This is a genomic window from Devosia sp. P1_H9 (assembly GCF_056405135.1).
In genome coordinates, this window is record NZ_JBFUCQ010000005.1 from 207,200 (window position 1) to 220,526 (window position 13,327).

At 65.9% G+C, this 13,327-nt stretch carries 14 protein-coding genes; 4 read left to right on the plus strand and 10 right to left on the minus strand.

Annotated features, from left to right (window positions below; genetic code table 11):
• Positions 1-2: 2 nt before the first annotated feature.
• Positions 3-1,757, minus strand: coding sequence for a HoxN/HupN/NixA family nickel/cobalt transporter (locus AC1DYL_RS11695; protein ID WP_477173245.1), 1,755 nt, complete (start codon positions 1,755-1,757; stop codon positions 3-5).
• Positions 1,758-1,782: 25 nt separating this feature from the next.
• A complete protein-coding gene (locus AC1DYL_RS11700) occupies positions 1,783-2,682 on the minus strand; it encodes a LysR family transcriptional regulator (RefSeq protein ID WP_477149935.1) in 900 nt (299 codons plus the stop codon).
• 129 nt (positions 2,683-2,811) lie between these two features.
• Between AC1DYL_RS11700 and AC1DYL_RS11705 the strand changes: the two genes are divergently transcribed.
• The gene (locus tag AC1DYL_RS11705; protein WP_477173246.1) at positions 2,812-3,279 is read left to right on the plus strand and encodes a MarR family winged helix-turn-helix transcriptional regulator; all 468 of its coding nucleotides are present in this window, start codon (positions 2,812-2,814) and stop codon (positions 3,277-3,279) included.
• A 144-nt stretch (positions 3,280-3,423) separates the two neighbouring features.
• On the opposite strand, the gene modB is transcribed toward AC1DYL_RS11705, so the two are convergent.
• The 4 genes from modB to eda form a co-directional block, all read right to left on the minus strand.
• On the minus strand, positions 3,424-4,107 hold the full coding sequence (modB, locus tag AC1DYL_RS11710) for a molybdate ABC transporter permease subunit (RefSeq protein ID WP_477173247.1): 684 nt from the start codon (positions 4,105-4,107) through the stop codon (positions 3,424-3,426).
• A 10-nt stretch (positions 4,108-4,117) separates the two neighbouring features.
• Positions 4,118-4,870 (minus strand): molybdate ABC transporter substrate-binding protein, encoded by a 753-nt coding sequence (gene modA / locus AC1DYL_RS11715; RefSeq protein ID WP_477173248.1) that lies wholly within the window; start codon positions 4,868-4,870, stop codon positions 4,118-4,120.
• Between the two features lie 67 nt (positions 4,871-4,937).
• Positions 4,938-5,306, minus strand: a complete 369-nt coding sequence (locus AC1DYL_RS11720) for a winged helix-turn-helix domain-containing protein (protein WP_477173249.1) — start codon at positions 5,304-5,306, stop codon at positions 4,938-4,940.
• A 181-nt stretch (positions 5,307-5,487) separates the two neighbouring features.
• Positions 5,488-6,126, minus strand: coding sequence for a bifunctional 4-hydroxy-2-oxoglutarate aldolase/2-dehydro-3-deoxy-phosphogluconate aldolase (gene eda, locus AC1DYL_RS11725; RefSeq protein WP_477173250.1), 639 nt, complete (start codon positions 6,124-6,126; stop codon positions 5,488-5,490).
• Between the two features lie 138 nt (positions 6,127-6,264).
• On the opposite strand from eda, the gene nadA reads away from it, so the two are divergent.
• Positions 6,265-7,320, plus strand: a complete 1,056-nt coding sequence (nadA, locus tag AC1DYL_RS11730) for a quinolinate synthase NadA (RefSeq protein ID WP_477157173.1) — start codon at positions 6,265-6,267, stop codon at positions 7,318-7,320.
• Here the strand turns inward: nadA and AC1DYL_RS11735 are convergent.
• The gene (locus tag AC1DYL_RS11735; protein WP_477173251.1) at positions 7,317-8,105 is read right to left on the minus strand and encodes a hypothetical protein; all 789 of its coding nucleotides are present in this window, start codon (positions 8,103-8,105) and stop codon (positions 7,317-7,319) included. The genes nadA and AC1DYL_RS11735 overlap by 4 nt on opposite strands.
• Positions 8,106-8,313: 208 nt before the next feature.
• Between AC1DYL_RS11735 and AC1DYL_RS11740 the strand changes: the two genes are divergently transcribed.
• Positions 8,314-8,682, plus strand: coding sequence for a YegP family protein (locus AC1DYL_RS11740; RefSeq protein WP_477157153.1), 369 nt, complete (start codon positions 8,314-8,316; stop codon positions 8,680-8,682).
• 27 nt (positions 8,683-8,709) lie between these two features.
• Complete coding sequence (locus AC1DYL_RS11745) at positions 8,710-10,299, plus strand: L-aspartate oxidase (RefSeq protein ID WP_477173252.1); 1,590 nt, start codon at positions 8,710-8,712, stop codon at positions 10,297-10,299.
• A 1-nt stretch (position 10,300) separates the two neighbouring features.
• Here AC1DYL_RS11745 and AC1DYL_RS11750 read toward each other — a convergent pair whose 3' ends face one another.
• From AC1DYL_RS11750 to AC1DYL_RS11760, 3 genes are all read right to left on the minus strand, one after another.
• On the minus strand, positions 10,301-11,182 hold the full coding sequence (locus AC1DYL_RS11750; RefSeq protein WP_477173253.1) for a c-type cytochrome: 882 nt from the start codon (positions 11,180-11,182) through the stop codon (positions 10,301-10,303).
• Positions 11,183-11,257: 75 nt separating this feature from the next.
• Positions 11,258-12,253, minus strand: a complete 996-nt coding sequence (locus AC1DYL_RS11755) for a PfkB family carbohydrate kinase (RefSeq protein WP_477173254.1) — start codon at positions 12,251-12,253, stop codon at positions 11,258-11,260.
• Between the two features lie 97 nt (positions 12,254-12,350).
• Complete coding sequence (locus tag AC1DYL_RS11760; RefSeq protein WP_477150068.1) at positions 12,351-13,256, minus strand: helix-turn-helix domain-containing protein; 906 nt, start codon at positions 13,254-13,256, stop codon at positions 12,351-12,353.
• Positions 13,257-13,327: the final 71 nt, after the last annotated feature.

Consider the following 13,327-nt stretch of genomic DNA (forward strand, 5'->3'; position numbering starts at 1 on the left):
GCTCAGAAACTGGCGAGCAGCAGCACTGCGCCGAACGCAAACACCACCAGCGCGCCGATGAGTTCAGCCCACCAGACCAGCCGGCTGCCGATCTTACCTTCGGAGCCGAGATAGCGCGTCGCAAAGCCCTTGGCACCGACCGCCAGCACCGCCAGCGCCGACACGGTGATCGCCGTGCCGAGGCCCATCAGGAACACCGCGGCGATACCGGCCGCGAGGATGCCCTGGCTCAGCGCAAACACCAGCACCACCAGCGCCCCCGAGCAGGGCCGCAGCCCGACACCGAGCACCACGCCCAGTTGCTCGCGCCAATCGCCGCCGGTTTGCTCGGCGGTCACCACGTGATGATGCCCATGGTCGTGATCGTCGCCGTGATCGCCGTGGTCGTGGCCGTAATGCGCGTCGCCCGGCACCCGGCCATACGCATCGAGCCGCGGACCATCCGCCGGCTGCAGGCTGGAGCGGAAATTGAAGCTCTGGCCTCGCTCGCTCAGCAACGCGTGCTTCGGCGCTTCGCCGGCGTGGAGATGTTGGTGCGCCTTGGCGGTGAGATCGGGGCCATGGTCGTGCGAGTGGCCGCCCCAGCCAAACAGCTTTCGCGCGATCAACCACAGCCCGAGCAGCGCGACGAGCCCATACGAGGCCTTCTCGATCCAGCCGACGGCGTGGTTCATGGCAACGCTCGATAGCCCGAGAATCGCCGCCGCCACGCCGACGAAGATCACCGCCACCAGCGACTGCATCATCGCCGCGGCAAAGCTCAGCCCGATGCCCCTCCGCACCTGCCGCTCGTTGGCCAGCATGTACGACCCGATCACCACCTTGCCGTGCCCGGGGCCGGCGGCGTGAAACACCCCGTAGAGGAAGCTCAGCCCGCCCAGCACCCAGAACGCGGTATAGTCGGTCTTGAGTTTGCCCAGCGCAGCCGTGAGCGCCTGGTAGAAATCGGACTGCATCTGCGAAACCCAGCCGAGAAAGCCGGTCTTGGGCAGCTTGAACCCCGGCTCGGGCGGCGGGCCTCCGAACGGCAGCGCCGGCTTGGCCTCGGCCACCTGCGTTACGGCCTCGACAGCGGTGGCCGCTTCCTTGGGCGGCGCTGCGCCGGCGCAATCGAGCACGATGGCGCCCTGTGATCCGCGTACCGCCGCTTCCAGGTCGGGCGGCAACTGCGTCACGTCGGGCGACAGGTCGAACAGCCGCGCCTGCAGGTCGGGCGACAGCTCGCGCGGCGGCTCCATGTGCACGGCACACCCAGCCGGAGCGTTCTCCAGCGTCACATCGGCGGGCGCGTTGAAGGCGATCGCCACATAGTACTCGGGGTCGGCAATGGCGATCTCGAGCTTGTTCTTGATCCGGTACGGCTGCTGCGGCGCGATGGAAAAACTCAGCGTCGAGCGGTTGTTCCGGAACTCGAACTTGCCGGGGCCGGTCGAGGTGAACGGTATGGACGCAGCTGTCTCGCCGGCGGAGGTGTAGAAGTTGTACTCGCCGAGCCCCTTGATGTTCTCGTCAGCCAGCTCCTGCATCTCCTCGGACGAGGTGATGCCGTCATTGTTGGTATCGAGGCCCTGGATCTGCCAGACCGAGAAGGCCTCGTCGAAGGTCCAGGCGTTGCGGATCTCGGAGAGTTCGCCCGCGTCGTTGAAGACGATGGTCGCCTTGGCATCGATGAAGATATGCGGATGGGCCTGGGCGGCGCCAACGAAACCGAGAGCGGCTGCCGAAGCCAGCGCCAGCCTGCGCAACAAACCCGCCATCGACGCCCTGCCCCGTTGCCTAGATCTACTTAACCGGGTTGTCGGCGAACCAGGCGACCAGATGGTCGATCAGTGCGCGGACCTTGCCGGCAAGATGCCGCCGGTGCGGGTAAACGGCCTGCAGACTCGGGCCTTCCGGCATCCGGTCCTCGAGCACGCGCACCAGCCGCCCTTCGGCGATATGCGGGTCAGCGAGGTAGGTCGGCAATACGGCGAAGCCAAGGCCGGCAAGCGCCGCCTGCATGGCCGCCACAGGTGAATTTACGCGTGCCGGGCCGGACACGTGCACCGACAGGGGCTTGCCATCCTCGATGAAGCGCCAGGAGCTGTGCGACGGCATGTTGGTATCGAGCACGCAGGGCATGTTGCGCAGCGCCTCGCCCGAGGTCGGCAACCCCACGCGCTTCACCAATTCCGGCGAACCGCAGATGACATGCCGCATGTCCGAGATCTTGCGGGCGATGAGCGAGGAATCCGCCAGCGTCGAGATGCGGAGCGCCACGTCGACGCTCTCCTCGACAAGATCGACGTAGCGATCCTCGAGCCGCAGATCGACGGACATCAGCGGGTTCTTGGCGATGAACGCGAAGATCGCCGGCGCCAGCGTGGTTTCGCCGAGATTGCGCGGCGCCGATACCCGCACCAGCCCACGCGGCTCGGCGGTCTGATCGGAGATCGTGGCGTCGAGGTCGTCGAGCTGCTGCAAGAGCTGGCTCGCCTCGCGATAATAGGCTTCGCCGGCTTCGGTGAGGCTTAGCTTGCGGGTGGTACGGTTCATCAGCCGGACGCCGAGATAATCCTCGAGGTCGGTGACATATTTGGACAGCAGCGCCTTGGAGCGCCCGTGCTGCCGCGCCGCGGAGGAAAAGCCACCGGCATCGAACACCTGCACGAAAGCCCGGATGCGGGCGAGGTCCTGGCTCATGCGTTGCTGACCTGAAATGTGTAGACTGAGCGCGTTCCACCCGAACACGCTCTCCACGCTTAAGTCATCTGCATAGGGTGAACAATGCCGCCCCTTGGTCGTTTACCGATTAACGATAGACTGGGTCCCATGTCGCTCGAACCCATCCTGAAGTCTATCTATCCACCCATGACCAAACCCGAAGCCCGCTCAACGCTTTACCGGCTGATCGAAGCTGGCCAGCTCGCCCACAAGGCGCTGCTGGTGCCGCTGCTCGACCGCGGGCTGGAAGCCGGCGACGATGCCGTGATCTTCGTGCTGCACGCCGAGCTCGGGGCGAGCGAGGCGGCGCTGGCCGAGGAACTGGGGTTGGAGCCGGAAGCCCTGCAGCCGCGGCTCGACCGGCTGATCGAGCGGGACATCGTGGCCCGCCAGGCCATCGGCCCGGACCTGGTGCCGGGCCTGGCCCTGACGGAGCGCGGAGCACGCATCCGCGAAGTGCTGGCAGCGAACTGGGAGCAACTCGAGGAAGCGCTGTTCGCCGACCTGGATCAGAAGAAGCGCAAGGGCCTGGGCAAGGCGCTGAAGCGGTTCGTGGAACTGTTGCGCCTGCCTTAGAGCGACCTCGGACTGCCCTCCCCCACCGGCGTATCCCCGCGTAGGCGGGGACCCAGTGCGATCTCTCCACGCCCGCTTGTGCTGAAGCATCCCACTAGGGTCCCGCCTACGCGGGAATGACATCGTGTTGGTGGATGGCCGGGCCTAGCCGACCACCCGCCCAACCCGCCGGTCGATCAGCATCACCGCCGTGATCACTACGAACGCGAACACCACCATGCCGGCAGCGAGGATGTGGGCGTTGCCCCATTCGAGCCGCTCGACATAGTCGTAGATGGCGATCGACAGCACCTTGGTCTTGCCCGGGATATTGCCGCCGATCATCAGCACCACGCCGAACTCCCCAACCGTGTGGGCAAAGGTGAGGATCGCGCCGGTGAGATAGCCCGCCCGCGACAGGGGGAGGACGACGCGGAAGAACGTCTTCCACGGCCCAGCGCCGAGGGTCGCCGCCGCCTCGAGCGGATCGTCGCCTACCGCCTCGAACGCAGTACGCAGCGGCTGGACCATGAAGGGCAGCGAGTAGATCACCGAGGCGATGACCAGCCCCTCGAACGAGAAGGCAAGCGTCCGCGCCCCCCAGAGCGGCGCGAGCAGGCCGCCCGGCCCGTTCGGCCCGAAGGCCAGCAGCAGGTAGAACCCGAGCACCGTGGGCGGCAACACCAGTGGGAGCGACACGACCGCCGCGACCGGAGCCTGCAACGGGGAGCGGGTGCGGCAGAGCCACCAGGCGATCGGCGTACCGATGACCAGCAGGATGGCGGTGACGATGAACGCCAGCGTCAGCGTCAGCCCAACGGGCTGGACGATCTCACTGGCGCTCAGCATCCCACATCCCTCAATCTATCGAGCCAACCTCGTAGCCGTATTTCTCGATGATGGCGCGGGCTTCGTCGCCCTTCAAGAACTCGAGGAAGGCGGCCGCCGCCGGATCGGCCTCGCCGGCCTTCAGCAGCACCGCGTCCTGCAGGATCGGCGCGTAATCCTCGGCTGGCACGCGCCAGACCTGCGGCGCCGGCCTGTCGATCACCTGGCTGAGCGCCACGAAGCCAAGCTCGGCATTGGCGGTGTCGATGAACTGCAGCGCCTGGCTGATGTTCTCGCCGGTGACGTACTTCGGCGTCAGTGCTTCGGTCAACCCGAGCTTGTCGAGCGTCTCCATCGCCGCGGCGCCATAGGGCGCGGTCTTGGGATCGGCGACCGACAGGTGCTGGAATTCATTGGCCTTCAGCACCGCGGCGCCATCGGTCAGGTCGAGCGACGGCGAATACAGCACCACCTTGCCCACGGCATAGGTGAACACCGTGCCATCGACCGCAAAGCTCTCGGCCACCGCCTGCTTCGGGCGCTTATTGTCGGCGGCGAAGAACACCTCGAACGGCGCGCCCTGGCTGATCTGGGTGTAGAGCGCCCCGGTGGCGCCGAAGCTGAAGGTCACCGTATCGCCGGTCTTTGCGGTGAAGGCCGCGCCGAGCTCTTCGGCCGGCTTGGTGAAGTTCGCAGCCACCGCTGCGCTGACGTCGGCGGCAAAGGCCGGAGCGCCGGTGAGCGCAAGCAGGCTGACGCCAAGCAGAAATGTGATCCGACGCATGAAGCCCTCGATATATCCAAATGGGGATATCGATGGTTGTGCCAACGTGAGAGCCAGCCAGCAAGCGTTATTTTCGCTCAGACATATCGCCTTGCAGCGCAACCAGCGCCTCGACATCACGGGCGATCGCCTTGCGCGTCGCCTCCTGCATGCCGCGATAGCGCTCCAGCACCTCGCGCCCCGCCTCGGTAAGCGACGCCCCCTGAGCACTCCCGCCGCGCGATGCCTCGACCAGCGGCGCCCCAAACCCCTCGTTCAGCACCTGCACCAGCCCCCAGGCCCGCTTGTACGACATGCCCATGCGCTTCGCCGCCTCGGAGATCGAGCCCGTTTCGGCGATCAGCTCCATCAGGTCTGCTCGGCCTGGGCCGATGTAGAAGCTCTCGGACAGGGTGATGCGGAGATGGGAGAGGCCGATGGTCGCGTTCTTTGGCACCGCCATCTCCGTGATCGCCTTCTCCCCTTGTGGGAGAAGGTGGCCGACAGGCCGGATGAGGGGTCCGCGACGCTCGCGTCGCGCGATCCGAGTGTAACGAGGAGCGGTCGGGGGTGCGTGGAGACAACCCCTCATCCGCCCTTCGGGCACCTTCTCCCACAGGGGGAGAAGGCAAGAGATCTCAGCCCTGCTTCAGCGCCGCGGCTTCGCGCGCCAGCTTCTCGATCCGCTTCCAGTCCTTGTTCGCGATCGCATCCGCCGGCATGATCCAGGAACCGCCAACACAGATGACATTCGGCAGCGCCAGGTATTCCCTCGCCTTCGCCATATCGATGCCGCCGGTCGGGCAGAACGTGATGTCGGCAAGCGGGCTCGCATAGGCCTTCAGCACCTTCACCCCACCCAGCGCCTCGGCCGGGAAGAACTTAAGGAACGAGTAACCATGTTCCGACGCCGTCATAGCCTCGGTTGGCGTGCCGATACCCGGCAGCAGCGGGATGGCGTGCTCCTCGGCCGCCTCGAGCAGGCGCGGCGAAGCGCCCGGCGACACCATGAACTGGCAACCAGCATCAACCGAATGGCCCATCTGCAGCGGCGAGCGCACGGTCCCCGAACCGACGACGGCGCCGGGCACCTTGGCCATCTCTTCGATGATCTGCAGCGCGTGCGGAGTGCGCAGCGTCACCTCCAGCACCGGCAGGCCGCCGGCGACCAGCGCTTCGGCCAGCGGACGTGCCGCCGAGACGTCGTCGAGCACGATGACCGGGATCACCGGCGCAAGTGAAAGCGTCTGGCGAAGGGCGGCGGCATCTTGCGGCATGGCAATCCTCGAGTGCGGAACGTTCGGCGAGAGCGTTAGGCACTTGGCGCATGTCGATCAAGCCAAATCACCACATTGAAAAGAGGCGCGATCGACCTTAAGTCTCCCCCGGTCTGGAGGGACGATCCGGTGCAGCTTATCAATGCTCTCACCCCGCTGGAGGAGGCTCGCGCCATCCTCGCGGAGAGTTTCGACCTCAAGTTCACCAAGGCGGTCGAACGCGTGACCTCCCGCGTCTACGACAAAGTGAAAGACCGTATCCCCGAGATCGAATGGCCCTTCTATGCGCCGCTGATCCTGCAGATCAACCGGCTAAAGAAGGAAAAGGACGCGGTCATCCTGGCGCATAACTACCAGGCGCCGCAGATCTATCACGGCGTCGCCGATATCGTCGGCGACAGCCTGCAACTCGCCATCGAAGCCACCAAGGTCAAGCAGTCGGTGATCGTGCAGTGCGGTGTGCACTTCATGGCCGAGACCAGCAAGATCCTGAACCCCAAGAAGACCGTGCTGATCCCCGACAGCCGCGCCGGCTGCTCGCTCGCCTCCTCGATCACCCCCGAGGATGTCATCGCCATGCGCGCGCAATATCCAGGTGTGCCGGTGGTCACCTACGTGAACACTTCCGCTGCGGTGAAAGCCGTCACCGACGTCTGCTGCACCTCGTCCAACGCTGTCGACATCGTCAACGGTGTGCCCGGGGACACGGTGATCATGATCCCCGACCAGTATCTGGCGCGGAACACCGCCAAAAAGACTGGCAAGAAGATCATCACCTGGGCCGGCTCGTGCGAGGTGCACGAGACCTTCACCGCCGACGACATCGCCGAACTGCGCCATGCCTATCCGACGGCAAAAATCATCGCCCACCCCGAGTGCCCGCCGGAGGTGATCGACGCGGTGGACTTCTCCGGCTCGACCGCCGCGATGATCGACTACGTGAAGTCGAACAAGCCGCCGCGCGTGGTGATGGTCACCGAGTGCTCAATGTCGGACAACGTCGCATCAGAAGCGACGGGCGTCGATTTCCTCCGCGGCTGCAACATCTGCCCGCACATGAAGCGCATCAACCTCGAGAACATCCTGTGGTCGCTCCACACCATGACCGAAGAGGTTACAGTGGCCCCCGAACTGCTCGAACCGGCCCGCGCCGCCGTGCAGAGGATGATCGATTTCTCGAAGAAGCGCGACTAGTCGCGGTCGAAGATGTTCAGCCGGTGGTAGGCGACAGACTCGGGGTCGGGCCAGAGCGAGGGCTCGCCTGGTAGATCGAGCCGACCAAGCGGCAATAAGCGCTCGTGCAGTTCCGGATCCATCAGTCGCTCCGAAACCTGGAAGCCGAAACTCGGGCCGAGCGTCAGGTGCCCGCTCGTCCACGCGTGCTCGACCTCAGCCACCATCGGCAAGTAGTTCCGGACGTGCAACTGCCCGCCAAGCTCGCGGGGGCGGATCGCCACCACCCGCAGGTGCGGGTGTGGCCGCGTGTCAGCGGGCCTGAACTGTTTTCCGGTAAATACGCAGCGGTGCTTCCAGCGCTGCAGCACCCGGTCGTGCAGCTTGAGATAGGCATCGAGCCCAGCCTGCCGGTCATGCGCGAAAACGGCCTGCGCCTCGGCAAGCGCCGTGACGTCGGCCGTCGCCGCCAGTCGAAGGATTTCGTCGAACCTCGCCTCGTCGAGTGACAGGCTGCGCCGGACTCCCGGGTCTCGCGCCTCGCCCGCGGCGTCGCTTGGCACCGGGGCGGGAAAGGCTCGGTAGTCGCCGAGCCGCAAGCTGTCGAAGCCGGGCGCCTCGAAATCGAGGCCCAGTACGCGCCCGCTCCCCATGAACAGCACGAGATCGGGAGCCCGCTGATAGACGATGATCGTCTCGCCGAAGGCCTTGTGAGCCAGCTGGCCGGCGCGCGAAGTCACGCGAAAGCTCACCCGGTCGGGCCCGAGCCTCTTCGCCTCCTCCACCGCTAGTGCCAGCTTGACCAACCGTCGCCCCCGCGATGGCCGTCACTGTATCGGTGGATATGGACTTTCGTCTACGTAGTTCAACCATCAGTATGGCGACAGCTTTGCCGCAAGCTCAATCAAATCAACTGGGTGCATGACTTTGAGGGTTGCGCGACTCCGACGCCACGTTAGATTTGCCCAATCGGGCCACGACTTCCCCGGCCCGCGAACCGAGGGGTAAAGCGTCGTGCCACATTCCTTCAAGATCACATCCGCCAAGGGCGGCCAGTTCGTTGCCAAGTACGTCTACAATGCCGAGACCATCTTCTGGTCCGAGAACTACGCGGGCAAGGACAGCGCCAAGAACGCCATCGCTTCGCTGAAGAAGAACGCCCCCGGCGCATCGGTGGTGGACACAGCCAAAGGCGAAGCCGGCAAGGGCTACCGCTTCGAGCTGGCTGCCTCCAAGGACGGCCAGACCTTCGTGCGCTTCGTCGCGGCGAACGGCGAGACCATGGTCCGGACCGAAACCTACAAGTCGAAGTCGAGCGCCAAAAACGCCATAGAATCACTTAAGAAGCGCGCTGCAGAAACCCCTGTGGTCGACGAGGCCTGATCCGGGCGTTTCGCCCGGGGGAGACCGATGACCTTTACTGACAACGTCCTAAACGCCGACGGTGCGCTCATCGTCGGCGCTGGTCTTGCAGGCTTGTTCTGCGCGCTGAAGCTGGCGCCCCGCCCCGTTACCGTCATCTCCCCGGTACCGCTCGGCAACGGCGCTTCGTCTGCCTGGGCGCAGGGCGGCGTCGCCGCCGCCGTCGGCCCCGGTGACACCTCGCACGCGCACGCGGTCGACACCGAGATCGCCGGCGCCGGCATCGTTGATGAGGACGAAGCCGAGTCGGTCACCGCCGAAGCGGCCGCTCGCATTGAGGACCTCGCCCGCTGGGGCACTCCCTTCGATCGCGACGAACTCGGCCACTACGTTCTCAGCAAGGAAGCCGCCCACTCGCGCAACCGCGTGGTGCGCGTCGAAGGCGACCGCGCCGGCTATGCCATCATGCAGGCGATCATCGCCGAGGTGCGGAAGACCCCGTCGATCCGCATCGTCGAGGGCCTCACCGTCGTCGACCTCGCCCGCGCCGATGGCCGCATCATCGGTGTCTATGCCCGCAAGCTCGGTGATCGCTATGCCGAGCCAGTGCTGATCCGTGCTCGCGCCACGGTGCTGGCGGCCGGTGGGCTGGGTGGCCTCTACGCCGTCACCACCAATCCGTCCGGCGTTCGTGGCCACGCCATGGGCATGGCGGCTCGCGCCGGCGCGCTGATCGCCGATCCCGAGTTCGTGCAATTCCACCCCACCGCCATCGCCACGGGAGCCGACCCCGCCCCGCTCGCCACCGAGGCGCTGCGCGGCGAAGGCGCCATCCTCGTCAACGATCTCGGCGAGCGCTTCATGCTGGCGATCCACCCGGACGCCGAACTCGCTCCACGCGACATCGTCGCTCGCGCCAACTACCGGCAGATCAAGGCCGGCCGGAAGGTGTTCCTCGATACCCGCGAGGCGATCGGCGCGCGCATCCTCACCGCCTTCCCGACCGTCGCGAAATACTGCACCGATTTCGGCATCGACCCGGTGACCCAGCTGATCCCGGTCACTCCGGCGGCGCACTACCATATGGGCGGCGTCAAGGTGGAGGCCAACGGCCGCTCCTCGCTGCCCGGCCTCTGGGCCGCCGGCGAATGCTCGTCAACCGGCCTCCACGGCGCCAACCGCCTCGCCTCGAACTCGCTGCTCGAGGCCGTGGTCTACGGCGCCCGCATCGCCGCCGACATCTCCGGCCTCGAGCCGCTCCGCAACCCGCTCGCCCCCTTCCCCGGCATCGGCTGGGATCCGGTCGAGGGCGAGAAGGTGGAAGAGCGCCTGCGCAACCACATATCGGTGAAGGAACTGCGCCGCACCATGACCGACCTCGTCGGCGTCGAGCGCAACGCCGCGGATCTCCGCACTGCGCTGCGTCGCATCGCCGAGATCGAAGCCACGGCCCAGGGCGTCACCCGCTCGTTCCTCAACATGACCACCTCGGCGACGCTGGTCGCTGCAGGCGCGCTGCAGCGCGAAGAGAGCCGCGGCGGCCATTTCCGCACCGATTTCCCCGAGCCGCGAGCGGAATGGGAACACCACACCGAGATGACGCTGGAAGACGCGCTGGCGATCCGCGCCGAGGCGTAAGTTACTCCTCGCCCAGCAGATACGCCGCCACCGCCGCGCGGTCCGCTTCCGTCCAGAACGAGGTGCCGTCGGCGATCACCTCGCCCATCGCACTGCCCAGCACGTTGAACTCCGGGGTGAAGCCGTCACTCAGCGCGCTCGCGATCGAGGCGACATCGTAGCCTTCGCCTTTCAGCCGCTCGGCGGTCAGCGCCGGGGCCTTGCCGCCCGTACCGCCCGCCGGGTTGCCGGTGAGTTCCTTGCCCTTCTCCACGGCGCCAAGCAGGTTCCGCGGCGAGTGGCACATCACGCAGTGGCCGGGCCCCTCAACGAGATAGCGGCCCCGGTTCCAGCGCTCCGAATGCGCGGCATCGGCCTCGTAGCGGCGCGGCGTGAAGAACAGGTTCTTCCAGCCCGCGACCAGTGGGCGGATATCGAACGGGAACGGGATTTCGTGCGGCTTCGCCGACGTCGCGACCGGCGGCACCTGCTGCAGCGCGGCATAGAGGTCAGCCACGTCCTGGTCGCTCATCAGCGTATAGTTCTCGTACGGAAACGCCGGATAGAGGTGCCCCGCCGGCCCTTCACCATCGCTGATCGCCTTCGAGAACTGCGCCAGCGTCCAGCCGCCGATACCGGCCTTCGGATCCGGGGTGATGTTGGGTGCGTAGAAGGTGCCGAACGGCGTCACCAGTCCCGGCCCACCGCCAAGTTCGGCCACGCCGTTCTTCTTGTCGGTGTGACAGGTGATGCAATCGCCTAGGCGCAGCAGGTACTGCCCGCGCGTGACGTCACCGACCAGCGTCAGGTCGCGGGCGGCGCCCTGCACCGGCCGCAGCATGTAGAGGCTGGCCCCGCCCGCAACGACGACTGCTGCCGCCAGCAGCCACATCCAAGCCCGCATATTGACCTCTCCGCCTAAGTGCGGCGGAGTTGAGCAGCGGTGCCGATGCCACGCAACTGACGAGCGCGTGAACCGCTAGGCGGCCGCGAGCACCGCGTCGACTTCGCCGCGGGTCGGCGGATGGCAGCCGACGAACTGGCAGTTGAGCCCGGCTGCCACCGCGCCGAAGCGCAGCATCGTGCCCAGCGCCGCATCGTCCATCGCACCGAGCTTGCCCGGCTTCAGGTTGCCCTGCTCGTTGAGCAGCGTCAGCACTGCGGCCATCAGCGTGTCGCCCGCGCCGACCGTATCGCCGAACGGCACAGCCTGGTAGATGCCCTGCCTGGCGGATCCCGCCTTGGTGAACGCACGGCTCCCCTCATCGCCGAAAGTGACGATCACCAGCTCGCAATTGGGTCGGCCGAGGAAATCGGCCACGTATTTCGCCACCAACGCTTCGATATCGGCCGGCGTCAGCTCGGTCGCGCGGACCGCACGATTCTGTTCGAGCGAGGCCAAATCCTCGATCGACACCTTCACCAGGTTGACGATGTCAAGGAAGCCCGAGAGCCGCTGCTTGAATGCGGCGAAATCCGAAACCAGCGAGGGCCGCACATTGGGGTCAATGGTCAGCGTTGCGCCGCGCCGCGCCGCTTCCTTGGCGACATCCATCCAGACGACAGCGTCTTCCGGCTCGATCGGGCAGAAGCCGCCGACCTGGAACGCCTCGAGCTTTGACGGCAGCGCCGCGATCAGCCCCTCGCGCGTGAACGCCCGGTCGGCCTGGCGGTAGAAGCCGTATTGCGCGCTCTTTTTGGCATCGAAGGTGACGACGGCGAGCGTCGTATAGGCCGCGACGCGCTCGGTGAGCAGCGGCTTCACGCCAGCCTCGGCCAGTGGTCCGAGCAGGTAGGTGCCCAGGCCGTCCGAGCTGATCGGGCAGAGGAAGCCGGTATCGTTGCCCAGCTTCGAGAGCGCGATGGCGCAGTTGTAGGGCGAGCCGCCCTGGTGCGCCACGAGGCGAATAACGCCATCGGCCCCGACCGGCTCCGAGATGAGGTCGATCAGGCTCTCGCCACCCACTACGAACATTGAGCATTCCTCGCGCGCGAAAAATCAGGGGCCAGGGGCGAGCAAGCTCGCTCCACGGATGGGCATCGTTACAATGCCGGTGCGCGGAAGTTCAAGCTCACGAGGCGAGGGCCCCCGGGACGAACGCATCGCGTCGGAAATCCGAGGGCGACATGCCCGCGATCTTGCGGAACGACTTGTTGAACGCGCTCAGCGAACCAAACCCCGACTCCATGGCCACCCGCAGCACATTGGCGTCATCGCGCAGCAACAGCGCCTGGGCGTAGCTGAGCCGCAACAGGCTCACATACTCGTTGAGCGTCATGCCGGTGGAGCGCTTGAAGATGCTCATCGCGTATTTGGGGTGGAGGTTCGCGGCCCGGGCGATGTCGATCGAGTCGATCTCGTGCAGGAAATTCTCGGCGATGTAGTCGCACATCTTTCCGACGTTGCGTGACGACTGGACTTCCGCGGTTTCGACGGTCTCGCCCGCGATCTTGCTGGTACCGACCAGTTCGTAGGGTTCGAACCGCATCCGCTCGAGCCTCAGCAGCAGCTCGTCCACCGCATGCTGCGCCTTTACCGGGTCGCCGGACCGGGCATAGCGGTTCCACCGTTCAAAATTATGTGCATCGGAATCGTCGGGAGTGCAGCTGAGCAGCGTCGTTCCCTGCATCAGCCGGTGCGGCACGTCCTCGGGCAGCCTCAGGCGGAAGAAATGCATCAGCGGCAGGTGCGCGCCGGCGTAGATCGCGTCGTCGGAGAGGTCGTACATCTGGTGCGGCAGGCCGCCCCAGAACAGCACCATCTGCCCAGCCGAGAGCGTCAGCTCGTGCGTGTGCATGCGGTAATGCACTGTGCCAGCGACGATAAAGTTCACTTCGACCTGAGCGTGCCAGTGCGGTTTCAGCATCACCCGCGGGTGGTCGTGGAACATCGACAGGATCGTCGGATGGGCCTCGATGGTCGTGGCGTTCGGCTGATAAATCTCCCGCTGATGCACCTTACTTTCCGCCAACTCCACATTCCCTTTGACGCGGACATACACCCTTGGTCGCATATTCTAACCACGCTTGCCCAAGGTGAGCCAAATGA